The sequence below is a fragment of the Yeosuana aromativorans genome (genome assembly GCF_014646655.1).
GTDB classification, from domain to species: domain Bacteria; phylum Bacteroidota; class Bacteroidia; order Flavobacteriales; family Flavobacteriaceae; genus Yeosuana; species Yeosuana aromativorans.
In genome coordinates, this window is record NZ_BMNR01000008.1 from 58,613 (window position 1) to 84,391 (window position 25,779).

The 25,779-nt window shown below is 35.9% G+C and carries 20 protein-coding genes; 14 read left to right on the top strand and 6 right to left on the bottom strand.

Annotated elements, in window-relative coordinates; genetic code table 11:
* Positions 1–49 precede the first annotated feature (49 nt).
* The 8 genes from IEW94_RS15005 (at position 50) to IEW94_RS15040 (ending at position 5,311) form a co-directional block, all read left to right on the top strand.
* Positions 50–1,009: an alpha/beta fold hydrolase gene (locus tag IEW94_RS15005; protein WP_188654556.1), complete on the top strand. Its 960-nt coding sequence runs from the start codon at positions 50–52 to the stop codon at positions 1,007–1,009.
* A 36-nt stretch (positions 1,010–1,045) separates the two neighbouring features.
* Entirely contained in the window at positions 1,046–1,606 is a 561-nt protein-coding gene (locus tag IEW94_RS15010) for a hypothetical protein (protein ID WP_188654558.1), read from the top strand.
* 11 nt (positions 1,607–1,617) lie between these two features.
* A complete protein-coding gene (locus IEW94_RS15015; RefSeq protein WP_188654560.1) occupies positions 1,618–2,592 on the top strand; it encodes a YitT family protein in 975 nt (324 codons plus the stop codon).
* An 11-nt stretch (positions 2,593–2,603) separates the two neighbouring features.
* On the top strand, positions 2,604–2,966 hold the full coding sequence (locus tag IEW94_RS15020) for a cupin domain-containing protein (protein ID WP_188654562.1): 363 nt from the start codon (positions 2,604–2,606) through the stop codon (positions 2,964–2,966).
* Complete coding sequence (locus IEW94_RS15025; RefSeq protein WP_188654564.1) at positions 2,966–3,793, top strand: alpha/beta hydrolase; 828 nt, start codon at positions 2,966–2,968, stop codon at positions 3,791–3,793. Before IEW94_RS15020 ends, IEW94_RS15025 begins: the two co-directional genes overlap by 1 nt.
* A 20-nt stretch (positions 3,794–3,813) precedes the next feature.
* Positions 3,814–4,584 (top strand): 23S rRNA pseudouridine(2604) synthase RluF, encoded by a 771-nt coding sequence (gene rluF, locus IEW94_RS15030; RefSeq protein WP_188654566.1) that lies wholly within the window; start codon positions 3,814–3,816, stop codon positions 4,582–4,584.
* A 3-nt stretch (positions 4,585–4,587) separates the two neighbouring features.
* Entirely contained in the window at positions 4,588–5,010 is a 423-nt protein-coding gene (locus IEW94_RS15035; RefSeq protein ID WP_188654568.1) for a VOC family protein, read from the top strand.
* Positions 5,011–5,119: 109 nt separating this feature from the next.
* Positions 5,120–5,311: a hypothetical protein gene (locus IEW94_RS15040; RefSeq protein WP_188654570.1), complete on the top strand. Its 192-nt coding sequence runs from the start codon at positions 5,120–5,122 to the stop codon at positions 5,309–5,311.
* Between the two features lie 24 nt (positions 5,312–5,335).
* On the opposite strand, the gene IEW94_RS15045 is transcribed toward IEW94_RS15040, so the two are convergent.
* The 3 genes from IEW94_RS15045 to IEW94_RS15055 all read right to left on the bottom strand — a co-directional run bounded on the left by IEW94_RS15045 (position 5,336) and on the right by IEW94_RS15055 (position 9,505).
* Entirely contained in the window at positions 5,336–6,214 is an 879-nt protein-coding gene (locus IEW94_RS15045) for a bifunctional 5,10-methylenetetrahydrofolate dehydrogenase/5,10-methenyltetrahydrofolate cyclohydrolase (RefSeq protein WP_188654572.1), read from the bottom strand.
* 35 nt (positions 6,215–6,249) lie between these two features.
* The gene (gene ffh, locus IEW94_RS15050) at positions 6,250–7,578 is read right to left on the bottom strand and encodes a signal recognition particle protein (RefSeq protein WP_188654573.1); all 1,329 of its coding nucleotides are present in this window, start codon (positions 7,576–7,578) and stop codon (positions 6,250–6,252) included.
* Between the two features lie 181 nt (positions 7,579–7,759).
* Positions 7,760–9,505 carry a hypothetical protein gene (locus tag IEW94_RS15055; protein WP_188654575.1) on the bottom strand — a complete coding sequence of 582 codons (1,746 nt, stop codon included), beginning with the start codon at positions 9,503–9,505 and terminating at the stop codon, positions 7,760–7,762.
* 114 nt (positions 9,506–9,619) lie between these two features.
* Between IEW94_RS15055 and IEW94_RS15060 the strand changes: the two genes are divergently transcribed.
* The 4 genes from IEW94_RS15060 to IEW94_RS15075 all read left to right on the top strand — a co-directional run bounded on the left by IEW94_RS15060 (position 9,620) and on the right by IEW94_RS15075 (position 14,498).
* The gene (locus tag IEW94_RS15060; RefSeq protein ID WP_188654577.1) at positions 9,620–10,135 is read left to right on the top strand and encodes an RNA polymerase sigma factor; all 516 of its coding nucleotides are present in this window, start codon (positions 9,620–9,622) and stop codon (positions 10,133–10,135) included.
* A gap of 127 nt (positions 10,136–10,262) precedes the next feature.
* Entirely contained in the window at positions 10,263–11,159 is an 897-nt protein-coding gene (locus IEW94_RS15065) for a FecR family protein (RefSeq protein WP_188654579.1), read from the top strand.
* Positions 11,160–11,202: 43 nt separating this feature from the next.
* Positions 11,203–13,470: a TonB-dependent receptor plug domain-containing protein gene (locus IEW94_RS15070; RefSeq protein WP_229669541.1), complete on the top strand. Its 2,268-nt coding sequence runs from the start codon at positions 11,203–11,205 to the stop codon at positions 13,468–13,470.
* A gap of 56 nt (positions 13,471–13,526) precedes the next feature.
* A complete protein-coding gene (locus tag IEW94_RS15075; protein ID WP_229669542.1) occupies positions 13,527–14,498 on the top strand; it encodes a hypothetical protein in 972 nt (323 codons plus the stop codon).
* A 163-nt stretch (positions 14,499–14,661) separates the two neighbouring features.
* Here IEW94_RS15075 and IEW94_RS15080 read toward each other — a convergent pair whose 3' ends face one another.
* The 3 genes from IEW94_RS15080 to IEW94_RS15090 all read right to left on the bottom strand — a co-directional run bounded on the left by IEW94_RS15080 (position 14,662) and on the right by IEW94_RS15090 (position 18,788).
* On the bottom strand, positions 14,662–15,969 hold the full coding sequence (locus IEW94_RS15080) for an AIPR family protein (protein WP_188654581.1): 1,308 nt from the start codon (positions 15,967–15,969) through the stop codon (positions 14,662–14,664).
* 344 nt (positions 15,970–16,313) lie between these two features.
* On the bottom strand, positions 16,314–17,666 hold the full coding sequence (locus IEW94_RS15085; RefSeq protein ID WP_188654583.1) for a UDP-N-acetylmuramate--L-alanine ligase: 1,353 nt from the start codon (positions 17,664–17,666) through the stop codon (positions 16,314–16,316).
* A gap of 165 nt (positions 17,667–17,831) precedes the next feature.
* The gene (locus IEW94_RS15090; RefSeq protein ID WP_308423703.1) at positions 17,832–18,788 is read right to left on the bottom strand and encodes a tetratricopeptide repeat protein; all 957 of its coding nucleotides are present in this window, start codon (positions 18,786–18,788) and stop codon (positions 17,832–17,834) included.
* Between the two features lie 138 nt (positions 18,789–18,926).
* On the opposite strand from IEW94_RS15090, the gene IEW94_RS15095 reads away from it, so the two are divergent.
* Both IEW94_RS15095 and IEW94_RS15100 read left to right on the top strand, forming a co-directional pair.
* Positions 18,927–25,232, top strand: a complete 6,306-nt coding sequence (locus IEW94_RS15095) for an alpha-2-macroglobulin family protein (RefSeq protein WP_188654587.1) — start codon at positions 18,927–18,929, stop codon at positions 25,230–25,232.
* A gap of 173 nt (positions 25,233–25,405) precedes the next feature.
* Positions 25,406–25,777, top strand: coding sequence for a hypothetical protein (locus IEW94_RS15100; protein WP_194446403.1), 372 nt, complete (start codon positions 25,406–25,408; stop codon positions 25,775–25,777).
* Positions 25,778–25,779: the final 2 nt, after the last annotated feature.

Sequence of the window (25,779 nt, forward strand, 5' to 3'; positions counted from 1 at the left end):
TTTAAATAATTACAACCAACACCAAAAAACGAATTAAAAGCCAGTATTCATGAAAAAAAACATATTACTCATTTCAGTATTATTTTTATGTCATTTTGTATTCTCCCAACAATTTCCAAACAGCTTAACAGACGGCAAATATTACAATGTCAATGGCGCTAACCTATGGGTAGTGACTGTGGGTGAAGGTGATCCTTTGATTTTGATAGCAGGAGGTCCGGGCGGCACTCACAGAGGTTTGCGAAGTTTTGATTCCTTAAGTGTAAAGGGAAACATAAAACTCATTTATTTTGATGGCTTTGGCCGAGGAAAATCGGATACCGCAAAAGATGTGAAAGAATACACATTGGAACGAGATATTGAGGATATTGAAGGATTAAGAAAGGCCATGCGCCTGGACAAAGTAAGTTTGCTAGGCCACTCGTATGGTAGTTTGGTTGCACAGGGCTATGCCATAAAATATGGTCAAAATGTGAGCCATCTCATCATAGCAAACGGTTTTCATAGCTATTTGATGTGGCAAAAAAATGATGATAATTCAAATCATGAAATCAAAACCAATTATCCAGAAGTCTGGAGTGAATTAATGGCTTACAGAGAGCAAGGCGGCATAAGTAGCGACAGCATTCACCAAAGCATTTATGGCCGTGTTCCTTATGGATTTTTATATGCCTACAATCCTGATAAATTTTCAGGAAGAGGTGGAACGCCTTACCCCAATTCATTTAATTCTAAATTATATTACCAAATGGTTGGAAAAGATGGTGATTTTATTGTGGGTAGTGACATCGGTAATTTTGATTTTAGAAAACAATTGAAAGACCTAAACATGCCAATCCTCATAATTGGCGGCCGTTTTGACAGAGTTGCCGTACCAAGCATGATGGTAAAATACAAGGAATATTGTCCGCAAGCCAAATTTGTAATGTTCGAACACAGTGGCCACAATCCACAAGTAGAAGAACCAGAAAAAGAATTCCCCATTATTTTAGATTTTTTAAAACAATAACATAATAACCCATTAAAAACCAACACCTATTTACAAATGAATAAATTATTCTCAAGCCTCATCATCGCCATTACATTATTTACAAGTTGTAAAAAGGAACAAGACCCTTTTCAAATTAGTGCGCAACACGTTGGACTTTTAACAGATTCAACACAAGTAAAAGACCTCAAGGCTATTTACAGCCAAGATTCTTTGGTTAATTATGAAGGCGACGAATTTACAGGAGCCATTAATGATATAGAAATTTTTGAAAAAGGCGGCAAAAAATTATTAAGCTTAAGTCCGCGTAACGCATCCGATTCTACGTCTTACATTCAAAGTGTGCGTATTTTTGACCCGCGTTTTAAAACAGACAATAATATATCGGTAGCAAGCACATTTAAAGACATTGCAAACAATTACAAGATAACCAGGATTGACAACTTGATAAATACTGTTGTTGTAACGGTTAACGAATTAAATGCATCATTTACCATAGACAAAAAGGAATTGCCTGCTAACATGCGATTTGACCGGGATTTAAAAATTGAAGCTACCCATATTCCTGACAAGGCTAAAATCAAGTATTTTTTCTTAAATTGGAATAAAAGTAACTAGATACATTTATAATGAACCCATACCTTTCAAAAATATTTGTTGATGTTGCCCGAAAAAAAATCAAGGCAAAAAAGGGTTCAAAAACTATCAATGACAAAGACATCTTACCTGTAGTTAAAAACCTTCAGGTAGAATTTTCGCATGCCATACAAGACTACATTTTTATCATTATTGGTGTTTTTTCAGCCGGTTTTGGTTTAAAAGGCTTTTTGTTGCCAAACCATTTTATTGATGGTGGCGCCACTGGTATTTCATTGTTGTTAAAAAATATCACAGTGCTTAATTTAAGTATGCTGTTGGTACTTGTAAACCTGCCTTTTTTATTGTTGGCTTCAAAGACCATTAATTTAAAATTTGCAATCAAAAGTATTATTGCTATTTCTTTTCTGGCAGCTGTAGTTCATTTTATTGATTATCCAATCATTACTGAAGACAAACTACTTATAGCTGTTTTTGGCGGTTTCTTTTTGGGTCTTGGAATAGGCATGTCCATGCGGGGAGGAAGCGTGATAGATGGCACTGAAATATTAGCCATTTTTTTAAGCAGAAAATTATCATTGACCATTGGTGATGTACTATTGCTAATCAATATCATCATTTTCTCTTTTGGCGCCTATATGTTGTCCATTGAAACTGCTTTGTATGCTATTCTTACGTATTTAGCAGCCGCAAAAACGGTTGATTTTGTTGTGGATGGCGTTGAAGAGTATGTAGGTGTTACCATTATTTCAAATCATCACGAAGCGATACGAACCATGCTTATTGAAAAATTACGCAGAGCCTGTACCATTTATGCTGGGAAAGGTGGTTTTGGAAAACAAAAAGAAAGCTATGACAAGGATATTATTTACACGGTCGTCACACGTTTAGAGTTGTCAAAACTGCAAACCGAAATAGACAAAATTGATAGAAATGCCTTTATTGTCATGGGCACCGTAAAAGATTTAAAAGGCGGTATGATCAAAAAAAAGCCCCTCAAAAAATAAAATAGATTCAGATGAAAAAATACACCATACAAAATAATCCATTTGTAGTTCCCACAAATGATGGCAAAGTCATCAAAGAACATTTTGGCCTGGCTACCGATGGCAATCCCAACATTAGCATTGCACACATGATTGCGCCTGCTGGCTGGAGCGAACCGTTTCAAACACCTGAATTTGATGAATTCACATTTATCATCAAAGGCAAAAAGCAATTTATCATTGAAGGTGAAATGGTTGTTCTGGAAGCTGGTCAATCCATAAAAATAGAACGACATACAAGAGTCCAGTACTCTAATCCGTTTACCGAGCCTTGCGAATATTTGGCGATCTGTACACCTGCCTTTTCAATAAACAGTGTTAACAGGGAAGATTAATGGCGTCTGTTTTAGTCAAGCTTGTTGGTGCTTATGTTAATGCGTTAAGTTATGTGTCAAAAAGCTATGCTGCCAACATGGCACTGGCTTTATTTTCAAAACCAAGAAAAGGCAAGATCACTGAAGCCCAAGCTACCTTTTTAGAAACATCCACAAAAGAAAAACTTCATTACCAATCTAAAGAAATAATGACCTACCAATGGCCTGGCAATAAAGAAACCGTCATATTAGTTCATGGTTGGGAAAGTAATTCAGGCAGATGGAAACCGCTTGTAAATCATTTAAAAAAAGAGGGTTATAATATCATCGCTCTTGATGCTCCCGCTCATGGCAATTCTAGGGGCAATGTTTTTAACGCTCTGCTATATTCAGAATTCATTCATGTTGTGGCTAAAAAATTCAATCCCAACATTATCATTGGACATTCCGTTGGTGGTATGGCTACGGTTTTTTTTCAGAATAAATACCAATTAAAAAGTATTGAAAAACTGGTTCTTTTGGGCGCGCCATCCGATTTTAAAGATATTTTAAAACGCTATACCGATATGCTTGGTTATAATGAGCGGGTCATCAATGAGCTAAACACACTCATTGAACACCGATTTGGAGCACCACCAGAGTCATTTTCTACAGCAATATCTTGCAAAACAATAACACCCGAAGGACTTATCATTCACGATGAAAATGACGATATTATTCCATATGATGACGCCATTCGCATTAAAAATAGTTTTAAAAACAGCAAACTCATCACCACACAAGGCCTAGGGCATTCCCTTAACCATAAAACGGTAACCTTATATATTTCAGAATTTATTGAAGATTAAAGTTGTTATCTTTGCAAACTATGGAAGGGCAATTAAAACGAATCAATAAATATTTAAGCGAAATAGGCTATTGTTCGCGCAGGGAAGCTGACAAGCTGATTGAAGCTGGTCGCGTAACCATTAATGGTGTTGTGCCAGAAATGGGCACAAAAATAACGCAAGACGATGTGGTTGCCGTTGACGGGAGACCTGTTATTGACAACAAAGAAGCCTTTGTTTACCTAGCTTTTAATAAACCCATTGGCATTGTTTGTACCACCGATACATCTGTTGAAAAAGACAATATCATCGATTTTATAAACTATCCAAAACGTATTTTCCCTATTGGAAGATTAGACAAACCCAGTGAAGGCTTGATTCTTTTAACGGATGATGGCGATATTGTGAACAAAATTTTGAGAGCCAGCAACAACCACGAAAAAGAATATATAGTAACAGTTGATAAACCCATTTCCCAAACCTTTATAGAGCGAATGTCTGGTGGTATTCCCTTGGCCGATTTAAACCGAACGACCAAAAAATGCAAGGTCGAAAAGTTAAGCACGTACGAGTTCAAAATCATCTTAACACAAGGTTTAAACAGGCAAATACGTCGTATGTGCGAATATTTGAATTATGAGGTTCAGACTTTAAAACGGGTAAGGATCATGAACATAAAACTTGATGTGCCTGCTGGAGAGTACCGTGAGTTAACCAAAGAGGAATTAAAGGAACTGCATGTTTTGATAGAAGATTCTACTAAAACATATAGCAAATCCATTACAAAACAAAGAAATAACAGAAACTTATAAAATATGGCAACCATTTCTCCTTTTCATTTAGCCATCCCAGTTCATAATCTAAAAGAATGCAGAACGTTTTATCGTGATGTTTTAGGTTGTGAAGAAGGGCGAAGCAGTGATCATTGGGTTGATTTTAATTTCTTTGGTCATCAATTGGTCATTCATTATAAGCCCAAATCAAACGACACATTGCATACAAATCCAGTGGATGGTAAAGATGTTCCTGTACCGCATTTTGGGATTGTATTACCTTGGAATGATTTTCAAACTTTTGCAGAGCATTTAAAAGAAAAAAAGATTCAATTTGTCATTGAACCTTATATTCGGTTTGCCGGTCAAGTTGGTGAGCAAGCCACCATGTTTTTTTATGATCCCGCAGGAAATGCTTTAGAGTTTAAAGCCTTTAAAGATTTGTCTCAATTATTCGCAAAATAGTATTAAAAAAAGATTATAACATTCAATGGGAATTGTGGTGTTATCATATATAATCCTATAACATAAATTCTTGGGAGAGCTTTATCTTAGCCTCATAATTCAAAAAATCATGATACGAGTATTAGCAATAATTTTAACTGTTGGTGGGATGGTGGCCTTAATTTTAGGTGTTCTAGGCATTTTTGGCAATAATATGGTAGTCCTAAGCCCTTGGGCATTAACCATTTTAGGAGGTGTTTTTTTTATTTCTGGGGTATCAATGCTAAAATACAGAAAAGATGTTCCTCCTTCAGCAGAATAAAATCATAAAAACCTGAAAAACTTATTAAAGCAAGTGCTGTTTTCTGGCCAATAAGGTATTTTTTAGCAGCATAGCCCTGGTCATAGGCCCCACGCCACCAGGAACAGGCGTAATATAACTCGCTTTTTTACTAACACTTTCAAAATCAACATCTCCAGCCAATCTATATCCTCGTTTTTTAGTTTCATCTGGAACACGGGTAATACCAACATCGATAATAACAACGCCATCTTTTACCATATCTCCGGTCAAAAACTCTGAAATACCAATAGCGGCTACAATAATATCAGCGGTTTTTGTTATGTCGGCTAGATTTTTTGTGCGGCTGTGCACCACTGTCACAGTTGCATCCCCAGCTTTGCGTTTCTGGCTCATTAAGATACTCATGGGGCGACCAACAATATGGCTTCTTCCCATTACAACCACATGCTTTCCAGAAGTTTCAACATGATAACGCTCAAGTAACTCTATAATTCCAAAAGGGGTTGCCGATATAAATGTTGGTAACCCTAAAGTCATTTTACCAACATTGGTTGGATGAAACCCATCCACATCCTTGTCTGGATTGATAGCCATTAAAATCTTTTGTTCATCAATATGTTTGGGCAACGGCAATTGCACAATAAAACCGTCAATATCATCATTGGTATTAAGGTCGTGAATGATATCCATTAATTTTTCTTCAGATGTATCTTCGGGTAAATCAATTAATGTGGAACCAAAGCCAACCATTTCACAATCTTTTACTTTTGAATTTACATAGGTCATACTGGCACCATCAGTCCCTACCAAAACAGCTGCTAAATGAGGAACTTTCTCGCCATTGTCCTTCATTTTTTGAACCTCAATAGCAATTTCACTCTTGATATCCTTACTTACTTGTAAACCATCTAATAGAATCATAGTTGAATTTTATTTAAAATAAAAAACATGAGGTATTATCTCATGTTCTTCATCATTTGCATCATTTTTTTACCGCCTCCACCTTGCATCATTTTCATCATTTTGCTCATTTGGTTAAATTGTTTGAGCAACTGATTGACTTGTTGCACGGACGTTCCAGCGCCTTTTCCTATACGTTTTTTTCTACTGGCATCAATAATGGATGGATTGGTTCGCTCTTTTGGGGTCATTGAGTGTATGATGGCTTCAATACTTTTAAAGGCGTCGTCATCAATATCAACATCTTTCAGCATTTTCCCGGCACCAGGAATCATACCCATCAAGTCTTTCATGTTCCCCATTTTCTTGATTTGCTGAATCTGTTTTAAGAAATCATCAAACCCAAACTGGTTCTTGGCTATTTTCTTTTGAAGTTTTCTGGCCTCAACCTCATCAAACTGCTCTTGGGCACGCTCCACCAAGGACACCACATCACCCATTCCCAAAATACGGTCGGCCATACGAGAGGGATGAAACACATCAATAGCTTCCATCTTTTCACCCGTACCAATAAACTTGATTGGCTTATCAACCACCGATTTAATTGAAATAGCGGCTCCACCTCGTGTATCACCATCCAACTTGGTAAGGATAACCCCGTCAAAATTCAATACATCATTAAAAGCTTTAGCCGTATTAACGGCATCCTGACCGGTCATGGAATCGACCACAAACAAGGTTTCTTGTGGTTGAATGGCTTTATGGATATTTGATATTTCGGTCATCATGACTTCATCAACTGCCAAACGACCTGCAGTATCAATAATCACCACATTAAACCCGTTGGCTTTGGCATGGGCTATACCCGCTTTTGCAATAGCTACAGGATCTGTATTTCCTTTATCACTAAAAACCTCAACATTTATTTGCTCACCTACAACATGTAACTGATCAATTGCAGCAGGACGATAGACATCACAGGCTACCAATAGCGGTTTTTTTGTTTTTTTGTTTTTTAGATAATTGGCCAGTTTACCGGAAAATGTTGTTTTACCAGAACCTTGCAAACCAGACATTAAAATCACACTTGGCGTGCCAGACAGATTGATTCCCTCGGCATCTCCACCCATAAGCTGAGTCAATTCGTCCTTAACTATTTTAACCATTAACTGACCTGGTTGTAAGGTTGTCAACACATTTTGACCCAAAGCCTTTTCCTTGACTTTATTTGTAAACTCCTTGGCTATTTTAAAATTAACATCGGCATCCAACAAAGCACGTCTCACTTCCTTTAAAGTTTCAGCAACATTGACCTCTGTAATGCTTCCATGCCCCTTTAGAACGTGTAACGCCTTATCTAACTTCTCGCTTAAATTATTAAACATAATTCCTTTTCAAATTTTAAGATGGGCAAATTTAAGGATTTGATGTGTATTATTGAAGCCTCAATCTATAAAAAAACAGGAATAATAAAAGGCTGTCAAAACATATTGTTTGACAGCCTTTATAAAGGAAACTTAAATAACTAACCTAACCAACCGAATATAAAAAAGCTTCCCTTTTTCTTTATTTAACTTCTAAGACCAACACGCGCTCTACAGTGCCTGTTGAACTAAAATCTTTCAATTCAATTCTGGTTTGTGAGATTGAGGTGATTTTCCATCTATGGTTTATCACTTGAAACGGTGGTTCTATTCCAAAATTCAATCCTAAAAACAAACCTTCGTTTCTGTAGGCTAGCCAAGATCCATCAATTAAACCATTATTGGGATCTGTTACAGCAACAGCACCACTTTCAAGGAAATTTATGGAGTACATGAAATAGTTGTCGGTTTTGTCAACATCACCTTCAGTATACAAAGCCACTTGCCAATTTGATGAAATCATGACATCATTAATATAATTTATATCATTATCACCATCTGGGCAGAATCGCTTTAAGACCATAGCGTTATTTATATTCACAAGTTTTATCAAGTCTGCCTCTAAGAATGTAACCAGCCATTCTAATTGTAAATCTGGTCTGCCGTCTATATGAATTTGCAATACAAAACCTATATTGGCTTCAAGAACTTCCCATGTACCGGTTACTAGTTGACCTTTCACTCGTAATTTTACAACGCCATCATTTTCAAATTTCAAAGGTGTTCCAATGTAGTCACTTTCCTTATCGGTTCCCAGAATGTTCAAACGTTCTACTCGCCAGAAACATTCTTTTAAATAGTTCTCAATTCGTGTCTTGGTTTGATCAAAAACGATATCGCAGTTTTTAGCCAAGATGATTTTATTGCCGCCTTCGGCCCACAATTTTATTCTTCCATGTTCAATATCATATACATACCATTCCAGTGAAAAGTCCACCAAACTGTCAAATTCCAATTTTATTAAAGCGCCATTATCAGTAAGTCTGGTTGTCCATTTTCCTGTTAGCACATCGCCACTTCTAGCACGCACTTTAACCACTCCATCTTCTTTGAATGACATCACAAATTCACGGTACTGATCTGTTAAATTCACGGCGTTTCTATCAAAATCATGGACTACCCACGGACAGGTTACCAACAAAGAATTTAATCGGTCTAAGGTAAAATCATGGTCATGGAAATTATTGTTATCATCTTCATTACAACTATCTTTAGCATCATTAATGGTGTTCTGTAATTCCAGATTATTATGCACTACGACAGTAGAACCGTCGGCCAATTCCATGGTCACAGGGAAATCCAGACTAGCAAACACTTCGCCTTGTTTAACTCGGTGAATAAATCTAAATAACTGCCTGTCGTTTTCAATGGTTACATTGTTAATAACCTGGAAATCGGTATTGTAAACAGAAAACGATATTGGATATTGAAAATCAATACATTCTATATCATCATCAGGTTGATTTTCTCCTTGGCATTCGGCAGCAAGGTTTTGTAGAGCATCTCGGTTCTCAACAACAATTTCAGTATGGTCTGCCAATACAATTGTAATAGGAAAGATAATCTGTAGACTGTCTTGATCGTCTTCAAATTCATCAAAAATGGCCTTAATAACTTGATAATCTTCTTCAGAATCAATCGTGATCTCAAGGCCATTGGCAATGACGGTTACGGGTAATTCAACTGACATACAGCTGGCCCTGTCAATGATGTTGTCTTTTGAACCATCCATTTTAGAGGTTGAACTTATCAATGTTGTCAATTCAGAATTGGCAACCAATGCTTCAGCCTCATTAGGATTTGTAACTTCAACAACTTCTTTTTGACAAGACGTAAACATGATAAGGGCAAAAAGAGGTAGTAATAGAAACGTAAGTTTAGTTTTCATAATTAGTAATTTTGGGTTAAACATAGCATTTTTATTATAAAACATCTTAAAACCAAAAATTCCTACCCTATGTTTCCTTTTTTTATATTTTAGTGCAAACAATCACCTGTTATAATGGGGAAACAATTACATGACCATATTTGTGAAGAGCATATTTTTTCTTCCATATTTAAAAAACACTCCAAAGATTTACATAACTTTTTATACTATAAGTTTGGAGACTTGTTAAACCCTAAAGACAAAGTACAAGAGGCCTTTATTAAACTATGGGAAAACTGCTCAAAAATAACACCAGATAAAGCCAAGAGTTTTTTGTTTACCGCGGCCAACAATTTAATGCTAAATGAAGTAGCCCATCAAAAAGTGGTTTTAAAACACCAACAGACCAAACCCAAAACATATACCAATGAAAGTCCTGAGTTTTTAATGCAAGAAGATGAGTATATGCAAAAACTGCAAACAGCGCTTTCAAATTTAACCGAAGCGCAACGTGTTGCTTTTATGATGAACCGGGTTGAAGGCAAACGCTTTAAGGAAATTGCTGAAATTTTAAATATTTCAACTAAAGCCGTAGAAAAACGGATTTATGGTGCCTTGGAAAAATTGCGTCAAGATATTAAAGAACTTTAACGATTGACGATTTAAAATTATATTCAAAAACCTGAAACTTGAAACCAGGAACTTGAAATTTTAAATTTTTATTTCTGAAGGGTAGGAAAAAATAAGTATTAACTGTTATATAGTTGTATAAGATATCATGGAAAAAGAATTGTTAATATCAAAATGGTTAAATAACGATCTAAACGATCAAGAACTTGAAGCGTTTAAAGCGATTGAAGATTACGATGATTTAGTCAAGTTGTCCAATGGCGTTCAAGCCTTTAAAGCAGAGGACTATAATACATCTGAAGAACTGGAACGCGCTTTAAAAACTATTCAAAAAACCAAGAAAAAACCAACACATTGGTTTAAACCAGCTATGCAAGTAGCTGCCATTCTTGCCATTTGTTTTAGCTTATACTACTACACCACAACATTAGATACCACAATCACAACCGACGTGGCCCAAAAAACAACTATAGAACTACCTGATGCATCAACGGTTTCGCTCAATGCCAAAAGCTATTTGGCATACAACGAAAAATCGTGGAGCCATGAGCGCGATGTAGAACTGGATGGCGAAGCCTTTTTTAAGGTTGCGAAAGGCTCTACATTTAAGGTAAAAACCAAAACTGGCACCGTAACCGTATTTGGCACCCAGTTTAATGTAAAACAAAGAAATCATTATTTTGAAGTTATTTGCTACGAAGGCATCGTTGGCGTTACCTATAACTCCCAACTTACAACATTAAAGGCTGGCGACAGCTTTTTGATTATTGATGGGAAATTAATTGCTAAGGAAAAAGAAAATCGCACAACGCCTTCGTGGTTAAATAACGTAAGTCAGTTTGAAAGCCTGCCATACAAAGAGGTTTTAGCTGAGTTTGAAAGACAATATGATGTCACTTTTAACGTTCAAAATATTGACACCAATCAATTGTTCACTGGTAGTTTTGCCCATAATAATTTTAATTTGGCCTTAAAAGCAATTACTTTACCTTTACATGTGACCTATAGTAAAACCAATCATACTATAACACTCAAGCGTGACTAGAAAAGGGTTTCTTTCTCTTATTATTTTATTGTTTTTTTTGAATATGTTGTGCTTAAACGCTCAAACTGTTCAAAAAGACAAGCTACCGCTTACTGATGTTTTAAAAGCCATTGAAGCAACATACAACATCAGTTTTTCTTATGCCGATGCTACCGTGAAAAACAAAAGCGTGACTGTACCAAAAGATAACCTGACTTTAAAAGAGACCTTAAATTATCTGAAAGCAGAAACCGGTTTGGATTTTCAAATGTTAGACGACCATTTTGTGGTCATTAGAGAGTTTGAGCACACGGATGAGTTTATAATACCACAACGTCTTGAAGAAGTTGTTGTGACCAATTATCTGACAAAAGGTATCACACAACTCAATGACGGGACCACAACCATAAAACCAGAGACCTTTGGAATTTTACCAGGACTTATAGAGCCTGATGTGTTGCAAACCATCCAAGCGCTTCCCGGAATTTACAGTGTTGATGAAACCGTGTCCAATATCAATGTGAGAGGTGGCACCCATGACCAAAACCTGTTTTTGTGGGACGGTATTAAAATGTATCAATCCGGACATTTTTTTGGGTTGATTTCGGCCTTTAATCCGTACACCACAAAACAAGTCAATATTTCAAAAAACGGAACACGGGCCAAATATGGCGACGGCATTTCCAGCGTGATTGATATGCAACTCTCAAACACTGTTGACAATGAATTTAAAGCCGGAGCCGGATTTAATTTGATTAATGCGGATGTGTATGCAAAAATACCGCTTTCAAAAAAGACAGAACTGCAAGTGTCCACCAGACGTTCCATTACCGATCTGGTTGTTACGCCAACCTATGACCAATATTTCAAACGCATTTTTCAGGATTCAGATTTAACCAATAACCAAAATGGTTCCTATTCCATTTCTAAAAATGAAGATTTTTATTTTTATGATATCACGGCCAAATTTTTATACGATATCACACCAACAGATAGAATTCGGGTTCATTTTTTAAACGTCAACAACGACCTAAACTATGATGAGCAATCTACTGTGAATGATAACAATGAAGCACTGAACAGCAAACTCTCACAACAAAATTTAGCCACGGGAATCACCTACACCAAAGATTGGAATACCCGTCTGTCAACCACAGCGCAAATATATGTGACCAATTATAATTTAGATGCCACTAACTTTGATGTTATCAACAATCAGCGATTGATTCAAGAAAACAAAGTCACTGATAATTCTGCTAAAATTGATGTGAATTTCAAAGCCAATCACAATATAAAATTTAATGGTGGCTATCAATTTTCTGAAGTTGGCGTGAGCAATCTTGAAGACGTCAATAATCCTGTTTTTAGAAGTTATATCAAAGAAGTCATTCGCAGTCATGCCGTATATGCCGAAACATCTTTACTGTCAAACAACGCCAAAACCAATTTAAAATTTGGCACACGCATTAATTACCACCAAAAATTCAATCTGTTTTTAGTTGAACCTAGACTAAGTTTCAGCCAACGCTTTTTAAACGATTTCAGATTTGAGGTCTTGGGCGAATTTAAAAGCCAAACCACTTCTCAAATCATAGACTTACAGAACGATTTTCTGGGGATAGAAAAACGCCGATGGATTTTGTCCAACAATGATGATATTCCCATCATCAAAAGCAAGCAAATTTCTACGGGCATCCATTATAACAAAAACCAACTCTTAATCAGTGCCGAAGCCTATATTAAAAAAGTGGATGGCATAACTACCAGAAGTCAAGGATTTCAAAACCAATACCAGTTTGTAAATGCCATTGGCAGCTACCAAATACAAGGTGTTGATTTTTTGGTAAACAAGCAATTCAATGATTTGATAAGCACCTGGTTAAGTTATTCCTATAGCAAAAACAATTACACCTTTCAAGATTTAAATAACGGAGAGCCATTCCCCAATAACACCGATATCAGACATGCACTTACTGTAGCCGGCACTTATACATACAACCAATTTAAAATCGCTTTGGGATTAAACTGGCACACCGGAAAACCCACTACGCAACCTATTGCTGGCAATGAATCTACTGACGGCGAAATTAATTATGAGGCTCCAAACAGCAGCAACTTAAAAGATTATTTACGGGCCGACTGTTCAGCGACCTATGATTTTGATTTCTCTGCAAAAACGCACGCTACTGTTGGTGCTTCCGTTTGGAATGTCACCAACAAAAAAAATGTCATCAATTCGTATTACACCATAGACGACGATAATATGGTATCTAAGGTTGAAAACCAATCGCTTGGTATTACCCCTAATGTAAGTTTTAGGTTGCAGTTTTGAGCTAATATCCTTATATTTATGGTATTAGCAAAAATTATTAACCAACCATTAGTAATATGAAAACGTATTTTACTACTTACAAACCCATTAAACATGTAGCTTTTTTTATTGTTATTTTGATGATTTCAACGGTATTTCAATCCTGTAAATCTGATAAAAAGAAAAAAACTACTGAAGATGCTGAAACGAAAAAGGAACAAGTCATTGATGTCCTTACGGAAAACATGGAATTTCAAATGCCTGATACCATTCCATCAGGATGGGTGACATTTCGTTATAAAAATGCGTCACCACAAACCCATTTCATGCTAATTGACGACTACCCAGACGGCAAAACTTTAGATACTATAAAAGCTCGTGTATTGCCTCCTTTTGATGCTGGCATGAAACTGATCACTGAAGGCAATCCCGAAGAAGGGTTTGCTGAGTTTGGAAACCTACCAAAATGGTTTAACGACGTTAAATTTGTAGGAGGTACTGGCTTAATCTCTCCAAACCATGTTGCTGTGACCACCATGAAAATAAAACCCGGCTATTACCCCGTTGAATGTTATGTAAAAATGAGCAATGGTGTGTTCCACGGTTCTATGGGTATGGTAAAAGAACTTATTGTTTCAGATACCGACTCTGGAAACAAAGAACCTAAAGCCGATATTGCCATTACCATTTCAAGTACGGATGGTATTGTTTTTAACGATTCCATTCAATCTGGAGCACATACTTTTTCAGTGTTTTACAAAGACCAAATTGTTCACGAAAACTTTGTTGGGCATGATGTCAACCTTGCCAAACTGGATGATACAGCCAATTTGGACGATCTTAATAATTGGATGGATTGGTCCAATCCAAAGGGTCTGATTGACCCTGCACCACAAGGCGTTACTTTTTTAGGTGGTGTTAACAATATGCTGGCAGGTGATACGGGTTATTTTACTGCAACTCTAACACCAGGCAAATATGTTTTAATATCTGAAGTACCAAACCCGGCCAGCAAAAATATGATGAAAACATTTGTGGTTTCTGAATGATGCAGGGAAATTTTAACTAACTTCGTTTACTAGTACTGAACTTGTTTTAGTAACGTTTGGTATAAAAACATTAAAACGATTTTATATTATGATGGTTACCTGCAAATTAAAAAAAGCCAATCTTAAAAAGATTAGCTTTTAAAAAAATAAAAAAAAATTATTGTTAATTATTGACTTTATCGAAAATACTTTCTGACTCATTATAGAATGCAGCGCCTTTCCCTATTTTTTGAGGATCAAAGTTTACCATTCTAATTAATTCGACATATTGAGTTAAATCCAAGGTTCCCAAATCAAGATTTTTAGGATTTACCTTCCAATAAACTTCATTATTTCTTTCATCATATTCCATTAAACTTGTAACACCTGAAATAAGCGGATAGAAAAATCCATAAGAATATTTGTAATCAGACAACTCATTAGTAGTATAATATGGCACCTTGCTTTTCTTTTTGTTATCAACAGCAGAAATTCTACCAAATTTACCTGGAGCAGCTTTGTGATAGAGTGTTGGAAATTCCAAATACATTCTATCAAAAAAATGTAAAATCCCTTTTGTCAAATTAAGTGCACTTTTTACAGCTTCATTTTTCAATATATATTTCCCTTTAACTTCTTCAGAAATCTCACTATGGGACATCACCTCGTTAAAGAAATCTACACATTTACTTTTCTGTGAATAAACACTAATTTTATTTAAAGATTTTATATCATCAGGTAAAAGTCCTTTTTCTTTAAGAAATATAAATGAAAGAGATGCTAAACTAATCACATCTTCCGACTTGATCTGACCAGAACCACCAGTTTTCCAAATAATATCAAATTCTTCATCTAATATTTCTTTTAAATAATCATAGTAACCAACTTGATTTCCTTTTGCAGTTTCTTTTAATTGGACATTATTATTACGCGCGGAACAAATTTCAGATATAAAATCATAAAACTCTAATAAGGCCCCCTCTTCTGCTGTTGGAGTAATAATTTCTACAGGAATTGAAAACTTAAAGTCCTCAACGTTTTCATTGAATCTCTTTTCGATTTCATCATAGTTTTCTTCCCAGAATTGCTTACACTCATCCCATTTTTTTAACCTTACATCAAATAACTTCTCGATTATATATATTGCAATGGCAAATGTATTATGTCCACCATCCATTATACCTTCATAATCCAAATTATCTAATGAAATTCTTAATCTATTTCTTTCAAGTACTTCACAATTTTCAGTAGCAATTAATATTCCTTTAGATTTAAACCAAAAAAGTTCAGGACTTGTTTCGAGTGTTTCGTGAATACTTTTTGTAATTTTATTTACAGTAGCTATTCTTGGATTTACTTTGTTATCAGCAAATTTTAATAATTTAATAAAATTACTTGGAGAAATACTTGAAACAAATTTTTGAATTTTGACTTCTTCATTAGAAGTCTGAATACTGTTAGAGTGATCTAACTTTAAAATTAAATTTTTCATTTAAACTTATTTTAATTCTGGAATGAGAAATAATCAATTAAAATAAGTACTACGAAGAAAAGCAATCCTGCTCATTCCATTAACCAAATGACTTTTCAACCATAATACCTCGCATCTATCCAGACACTTGACTGATTTTCCAATCAGTTATCCATTATCCAATGGATTTTGCAATATTACGAAAAAAAACTGAAATAAAAAAGTAGGTAAAAATGTATGATTCATAGCAGTTGAATTCCTTACTTGGAATTCATTGCAATTAGCTATCTTCGTTGTACGGCAGAAAATCCTTGCATATTTTCTGCTTGGTGCGTGTTTAAAATGTTAAGCACCAATCAAAGTCACTAAATTAACTTTTTAACAGCCTCAAAATCCAGTCCGCCATAATTACCAGAACTCATAAGTAACAATGCTTTGTTGTTAAAATCTTGAGAGAACAAAAACTGTTTAAAATCGTCTGGATTGGTGTAAATAATCAAATCATCCCGTTCAAACGCTTGGGCAATTTGCTCATGGGTTACTTGTTCCAATTTTTTAATTTCAACCGCATGTGGTGAGTAAAACACCACGGCTACATCGGCGGCATCCAAAGCACCTTTATATTCCTTTAAAAAATCGGCATTTAAACTGCTATACGTATGCAGTTCTAAACACGCCACTAAAGTTCTATTTTGGTATTGTTCTTTTACGGCCTTAGTTGTAGCGGCCACTTTACTGGGCGAATGGGCAAAATCCTTATAAGCTATGCTGGTTTTACTTTCAGCTATTTTTTCAAGGCGTTTGCTGGCACCTTTAAAGGTGGCAATGGCTTCGTAAAAATCATCTTCATCAATGCCCATGTGTTGGCAAATCCACTTGGCGCCTGCCAGATTGTTTAAATTATGCGCTCCAAAAACTTCTATTGGCAAAGGCCCTTCTGGCGTTTCTAAAAGAGTTTGTCCATTTTCAACAGTGTATTCTGGTGTATGGTAAGGTAATTTTCTAATGGCATTTTCAGAAGCTTCCACAACCCGTTTTACTTCTGGGTCTTCAGCATTGTAGGTAATGCTTCCTCCCTTTACAATAGAATCTACAAATATCCTGAACTGCTCAACATAATTTTCATAAGTTGGAAATACATTGATATGATCCCAGGCAATGCCACTTAACAAAGCAATATTGGGTGTGTACAAATGGAATTTTGGTCGTCTATCAATTGGCGAGCTTAGATATTCATCCCCTTCCAGTACAATAAAATCATTGTCCTCTGTCAGTTTTACCATGACATCAAAACCTTCCAATTGGGCGCCTACCATATAATCTACGTCCCTATCATGATAATGCATGACGTGTAAAATCATGGATGTAATGGTTGTTTTGCCATGGCTACCGCCAATAACCACACGGGTTTTGTATTTGGATTGTTCGTACAAAAATTCTGGATAGCTGTAAATTTTCAAACCTAGTTCCTGGGCTTTTAACAACTCCGGATTATCGGCTTTGGCATGCATGCCCAATACCACCGCATCTAGTTGGTTGTTTATTTTTTCTGGATACCAACCATATGTTTCTGGCAATAATCCTTTGTTTGCTAATCTGGATTTTGAGGGTTCAAAAATCTCATCATCACTTCCGGTTACGTGATATCCTTTATTGTGCAAAGCTATGGCCAAGTTGTGCATGGCACTACCGCCAATGGCTATAAAATGTACATTCATAAACTTATTTTGAACGGTAAAGATACGGATTGCTTTACTATTTTTTATACGGAATCGTGATTTCTGCGTTAGCGATTGAACGATTTGTTTGAGCTCTTTTTTGGGTTTGAAAAAACAAAAAAAGCGAGTAGTGAAAGCGCGACCTGAAAGGTAACGCCCCAATTATTACATGCTTAAAATTTTTTCTTTTTCCTGCACAAATGGCTTTATCTCAGGAAGTTCGGCCAGGGCCAAATCAATGTGTTTTAACGCTTGGTCCTTATTGTTTTTATGCAGGTAAATCTGTGCCAATCGGTAATGCGCCCATGCCTTGGGGACACCATCCCGAGATGAGTAATTTTTGAGATAGGTTTGCAAACAGGCTTCTCCTTTTTGGAGTTCAATATTGTATTCTGCGGCTACCTTGCCTATTTGATAATGTAACGCATTGCGCTGATGTATTTTTTGTGCTTCCTCAATGTTTTGAATGGCTTTTTCTGGTTGGTTTTTGGTTTCGTACAACTTGGTAAGTTTATCAAAACAGGTTAAGGAACCGCCTTCTTTTATGGCTTTTTTATAATAGGTCTCGGCCAAATCTGGCTGGTCATTGTATTCATAAATATAGCCTTTAGATAAATAGCCATCTACTTTTGATAAGTGTTCCAGTTCATTGGCATATTGTAAAGCTTTATCTGTGCTTCCGCCCAAAATACCAGGCAATTGCATGTACAGTTCTACCAAGGCCCAACGGGTTTCAATGTGATTAGGATCTAATTCTGCGGCTGTTAAAAAGGCCTTTTTTACATCGCCAATAATGGATAAGGCTCTAACTTTGTTAACCGTCAATGCTTTCATACCCAAGGCACCACCGTATTTGTAATAATAATTGGCATTGGTTTGATTGGCTTGAACCAACATTTTATATTTTGAAATAGCGGCATCCCATTGTTCTTGATAACCGTAAGCATCGCCCAATAACTCAATGGCTTTTAAATCTTGTGGGTGTTCTTTAAGATAATTGGTTAACAATCTTTCTGCATTTGCATAGTCCTTGTTGTGTAAAAGCTGGTCAACATCGTCCAATTTGGACTGACCCAAACCAATTAATGGAACTATAAGCAGGAATAAGAATTTGTGCATCATTTGGTAACGAAAATACAAAATTAAAAATTCAGCATTACTTTAAAAAATCATTAACTTACCCTAACAAACGAAAACAATTTATCAATTATTACATTTTTGGAACAGCTTTTGAAAGTAACTTTCTACAATTAAATTTCTATGAAGCACAATATATCTCTTTTTATTATATTACTATTTTCGTTCATTGCCCAAGCACAAACCCAAGACTATAATAAGCTTTGGAAAACCGTTGAACAATTTGAAATGGATGGGCTACCAAAATCTGCCTTGAAAATTGTTGACGACATTTCAAAACAGGCTGACAAAGACCATAACACCACGCAACAGATTAAGGCATTGATTTACAAAAGCAAATTCACCTTGATTTTAGAAGAAGATGCTCAGTTAGCCATTATCAACAGATTTAAAACAGCGATTTCCAAAAGCGATTTCCCAAAAAAAAACATTCTTGAAAACATGTTGGCCAACCTATATTGGCAATACTTTCAGCAAAACCGATATACCTTTTATAATCGCACAAAAACCACCGAAAAAGTCGACGCAACGGACTTTAGGACTTGGGACTTGCAAACCTTGTTTTCAGAAATAAATAAACAGTATGAAAACTCGCTACAAAATGAGGTTAAGCTTCAACAAGAGCCTTTGAGTAATTATGATGATATATTGACACTTCAAAAAGATTCCAAATTATACAGACCTACCTTGTTTGATTTTTTAAACCATAATGCTTTAGATTTTTACAAAACCAACGAAACCAGCATTACCAAGCCTGCATACAAATTTGAGATTGATAATCCAGAATTTTTATGTGATGCGTTTACGTTTTCAAAACTGGAATTACAGTCAAAAGATTCCACCTCTTTACAGTTACAAGCTTTAAAAATTTATCAGGATTTAATCCGGTTTCACCTAAAAGATAAAGACCCCATTGCTTTGGCTGATGTTGATATTGAACGTTTAAAGTTTGTTAATCAACATGCTGTTTTCAGCAATAAAGACTCGCTTTTGTTGGAAACATTAAAAGAAGAATCTGAAAAACTAAAACCCCATGACGTTTCAGGATTATATGATTTTGAAATTGCCTCCATCTATTACCAACAAGGCAATCAATACCAGCCAAAGACCAATGAAGCCCATCGTTGGAAAACCAAAGATGCTTATGAGCTTTGTAATCGGGTTATCTCAAAATTCCCAAACAGCAAAGCTGCTGAGAAATGCTCAGTCTTAAAACAGCAGATAGAACAAACGTCTTTACAAATTACCACGGAAGATTTTCTACCCATTCAGCAACACTCACGATTACTTGTGCGCTACAAAAATTTAGATTCGCTTCAATTTAAACTATACAAGCTTAGCAGAAAACAACTGGAAAAACTCAATACTACCTACAAAAAAGAAGATCAATGGAATTTCGTCAAAACCTTGAATATTGACAAAGAATGGAACAGCCCATTACGCAATGAACAGGATTATCAAACGCATACAACTGAAATTTTAGTTCCAAAACTAAATAATGGCACCTACCTAATTTTTGCTTCGCCTAAAAAGGATGACGACACATTTGCGTTTAGCACCATTCAAGTCACCAATTTGGCATTGGTTGAAACAGAGACTACAAATCAAAAAATTCTTCAGGTTATTGACAGAAACAACGGAAACCCTATTGCGAATGCAGAGGTTGAATTAAGCTATAACGAAAACAACAGCAAAAGTCCACAAAGTGACACTTTTTCTACCAATAGCTTAGGCGAAATTACCATAGAGAAAACCAAGGATCGATATCGAAACCTTTCAGTACAAGTTACATACGGCAATGACACCGCTAACTTCGGTAACTATTATGTGAATCGATATTATAAAACGGAACAAGAAGAAACGCAATACAAAGCCTTTTTGTTTACTGACAGAAGTATATACCGGCCGGGCCAAACTGTTTATTTTAAAGCCATCGCCATGAAAACCAAAAATGGCAAGTCGGAAGTCATGGCCAATGAGCCTGTTTACGCTACCCTATATGATGTGAATGAACAAGAAATCAAGGAACTGGAGTTTAAAACCAATGCTTTTGGGTCTATTTCTGGTGAGTTTATTTTGCCAAACAGTGGCTTAAATGGCAATTATCACATTGAATTTGATGGTGATGAAAATGATTTTTTTGTAGACCATTATTTCTCGGTTGAAGAATACAAACGGCCAAAATTTGAGACCAAATTTACTCCAGTTACCGAAACCTACAGGGTAAATGATTCCGTAACCGTTACAGGAACTGCTTTAGCGTATGCTGGTAGTAACATTACCGATGCCAAAGTGGTATATCGTGTACACAGAAAGGTAATCTATCCCGATTGGTATTATTGGTATCGTCCATATTTTAGCAGTGAACCCCAAGAAATCATACATGGCGAAACCACAACCAATGAAAAAGGTGAATTTGAAATCACGTTTAAAGCCATTCCAGACACAAGTGTTGACAAAAGCAGTTTACCCATTTTCAATTACGAAATCACCGCTGATGTCACCGATTTAAATGGCGAAACCCGCAGTGCTACAACCATTGTAAAGGTTGGATATCATGCGCTGATAGCGACTATGAGCATTGACAACAAACTCGATAAATCCCAAAAAGACCACAAAATAAATATTGACACCAAAAACCTCAATGGTGAATTTGTACCTGCAAGCGGTGTTGTTAAAATATTTAAACTAAAAGCACCCAATCAAGTGCTACGAACACGACCTTGGGCTGCACCAGATTATCAAGAATTTTCGGAAGAAGCCTTTAAAAACCTGTTCCCTCATGATGCTTACACCAATGAAGACAATGCAACCAATTGGGAAAAAGGCGATTTGGTTTTTGAAAAACCGTTTGACACCAAAACCTCAAAAGAACTAATTTTAGGGAAGCTGAAAAATTGGCAATCAGGACTGTATCTCATCACATTGGAAAGCAAGGATAAATTTGGTCAATTGGTCAAAGATGAAATCAAAACCACACTTTATAGTGATGATGATAAAACCATAGCAGACCATCAACTATTCAGCATCACGACCGATAAACCAACATACAAAGCTGGTGATGTAGCACTTGTAACATTGGCTTCGGCTGCGAACAACTTGAAAGTGACCCTAAGGGTTGAAAAAGACCATAAGGTTGTAAAAACACAAATCATTCAATTAAACAACAACAAGCAAACCATCTCAATTCCTGTGACGGCCGAAGATGTTGGCGGATTTGTAATTAATTACAGTTTTGCCGCCTTTAATGGTTTTGAATCGGGCTCTGAATCCATTGTTGTTCCGTATCCAAAAACAGAACTGGAAATTGAGACCACAACGTTTAGAGATAAATTACAACCTGGCACCGATGAAACCTGGAGTTTTAAAATTAAAGGACCCCAAGGCGATAAGGTATCGGCCGAATTGTTGGCCAGTATGTACGATGCCTCATTAGACCAGTTTAAACCTCACAACTGGGAGTTTAACCCAATAAACAAACCCGTTTATTACAGTTACAATCAAAGTAATGCCAACAGAAGTTTTGGCACTAAAAATTTTAGGGTTTATAATGAACCTTACCCAAATTTAAGCTATCCAAAACAAAATTATGATGAATTAAATTGGTTTGGTTTTCGTTTCAATTTTAACAAATGGCAATATGATAATTATCTAAAATCCCTAAGATTAGGAACTGAATCTAAATATGATACTTCAATAAAAAAAGGATATATTTCTGGAACAGTATATGACGAAAACGGAGATCCTTTACCTGGGGCAAATGTCATTGTTAAAGGAACAAAAATAGGGGCTACAACAGACTTTGATGGAAATTTTACAATTAAAGCTAATAAAAATGAAAAATTAGTTATCACATTTATTGGTTATATTTCTTTAGAAATCGACTTGAATGGCAAAAATAAAATAAGCGCTTTTTTAATTGAAGATAGTGCTCATTTAGATGAAGTTGTTGTCATGGGGTATGGTGCATCACAAGAAAAAAGATCTTTAAACGCTTCTGTAGCATCTATTCAATATGACTCTGTCGGTGAAGAAATGGAATTAGATAAAGAAGTTTTAGAAAACACTAAAAATGTTGAAAAACCAACCTTCGACAACGTTCAAATCCGAAAAAACCTGCAAGAAACAGCCTTTTTCTTTCCACAATTACAAACCGATACAGATGGTAACGTCAGTTTCAGTTTTACCACACCAGAAGCCTTGACCCAATGGAAATTACAGTTGTTGGCACATACCAAAACCTTGGAAAGCGCTACCAAAACTCTAACAACCGTTACCCAAAAAGAATTGATGGTCATCCCTAATGCGCCTCGCTTTTTACGTCAGGGTGACCAAATTACTATCAGTTCAAAAATTGCCAATCTAACAGATAAACAGTTATCAGGTCAAGCTGTGTTATTGTTAACGGATGCTATTTCAGGAAAAGAAATTGATGCAAAACTTGACAATACAAACAACACAAAACCCTTTACTGTTGATACAAAAGGCAACACGCAAGTCTCTTGGCAATTAACTATTCCTGATGATGTGGATGCTGTTCAATATAAAATCATAGCGAAATCTGACACCTTTAGTGATGGTGAGCAAAATGCTTTGCCTGTTTTAAGCAACCGCATGTTAGTGACCGAAACCTTGCCCATGTGGGTTCGATCCAACGAAACCAGAACATTCACTCTGGACAAACTAAAAACAAATACCTCATCTACACTTAAAAATCATAAGTTAACACTCGAAATAACGTCCAATCCGGCGTGGTATGCCGTACAGGCTCTGCCCTATTTAATGGAATACCCGTACGAATGTAACGAGCAAACGTTTAGCAGATATTACGCGAATGCCTTGGCGAGCCATATTGTCAATTCAAATCCTAGAATTCAGGACGTTTTTAATCAGTGGAAAAGCTCTGGAGATCTTATTTCAAACCTTGAAAAGAATGAGGAATTAAAATCCATTCTCATTCAAGAAACACCTTGGTTACGCGATGCACAAAGTGAAACGGAACAAAAAAAACGTATAGCGCTGTTGTTCGATTTAAACAAAATGAACAATGAATTGCAATCGGCAATACGTAAACTGGAGACTAACCAAATGAGCAATGGCGCTTGGGCATGGTTTAATGGTGGTCGTGAAAACCGATATATCACACAACACATCATTGCCGGTTTTGGGCACTTAAATAAGCTTGGTGTTGACACTTCTGAAAATTCAAAAATGATTGAAAAAGCCATCAATCATTTAGATTCTGAATTTGTAAAGGAATATAAAGACCTTAAAAAACACGATTCTAAAGTTGATTTAACCAAAGACCATTTAAGCTACACGCAATTACATTATTTGTACATGCGAAGCTTCTTTCCTGAGTTTAAAAAATCTAAAGAGGTTGAGGACATCACTAAATATTACCAAACACAAATCCAACACTATTGGTTGAGTCGTTCGCTTTATGCCAAAGGTTTAATGGCCTTGATTTCTGAACGATTTGGTGATAAAAACACTTCAAACAAAATTATAAAATCACTAAAAGAAAATAGCATCACGTCTGATGAAATGGGCATGTACTGGAAAGAAAACACCCGCTCTTGGTATTGGTACCAAGCGCCTATTGAAACCCAAGCCTTGCTGATTGAAGTCTTTTCAGAAATTGAAAATGACACCAAAACCATTGATAATTTAAAAATCTGGTTACTTAAAAACAAGCAAACCAATCAATGGAAAACCACCAAAGCTACTACCGAAGCGGTATATGCCTTATTGCTTCAAGGTAGCGATTGGTTATCAGTAACCGATGCCGTTAATATTGTGGTTGGCAGTAAAAAAATAGACCCTTCTCAATTAGAAAACGTTAAAGTAGAAGCTGGAACAGGATACTTTAAAACCTCATGGAACACTTCATACATAAAACCTGAAATGGCAAATGTTACCCTAACCAAAAAAGGCGATGGTATTGCCTGGGGCGGTTTGTATTGGCAATATTTTGAGGATTTAGATAAGATTACGTCGGCTGAAACACCTTTAAAATTAAAGAAAAAACTGTTCCTTAAAACCAACACCAATATGGGTGAAGAACTTTCAGAAATCACTCCTGGAACCAATTTAAAAGTAGGCGATTTGGTTTGTGTTCGTATTGAATTGCGTAGTGACAGAGCAATGGAATTTATTCACATGAAAGACATGCGAGCTGCGGGATTAGAGCCTATAAATGTTTTGTCACAATACAAATGGCAAGACGGATTGGGCTATTATGAAAGTACGAAGGATGCCAGCACGAATTTCTTTTTTGATTATTTACCAAAAGGCGTCTATGTGTTTGAATATGATTTACGAGTCAACAACGCAGGAAACATGAGCAATGGCATTACAACCATTCAAAGCATGTACGCTCCTGAATTTAGCAGTCATAGTGAAGGCACAAGAATTAATGTGAAGTAAAATTCCTTAACTTTACCAAAAACCTACAGACATTGAAAACCTTAGTTTTGTTATCCCGCATTTTTTTCGCGTTAATGGTTTCTCTATGGTTAGTCGCCAATGTTTCATGTAGTTCACAACAAAACGTGTTGCCAAAACCTATTCCAACGTTAAGCAATCCCAAACTTATCTTTTTGAATTATAAAATTTTAAAAGATAATTCTGATGAAAAAAAAATCAGCTTAATCAACAAAATAAAAACTGATGGCAAACTAAAAACACAACCACTCAATAATTCTGAAAATGGCGTACCTGGTGATCTGCTATGTCTTCAACTAGATAAAAATTCAAGGATTTTAGCTAGACAGGTTATTAAAAATCCACTTGTTAAAACTTTTGAATATATTGGCGATGCGAATACTTTTGAAAAAAAAACCGTAATATTGGATAGCTGTGAATTTTCAATCAGGATGCAATTACACCCAGATACAAAATCTATTTCAATAGAAGAAATTGTAGATATGCACAAAAAAAGCAAACCACTTATAGTGAACAAAATAGAATAAGC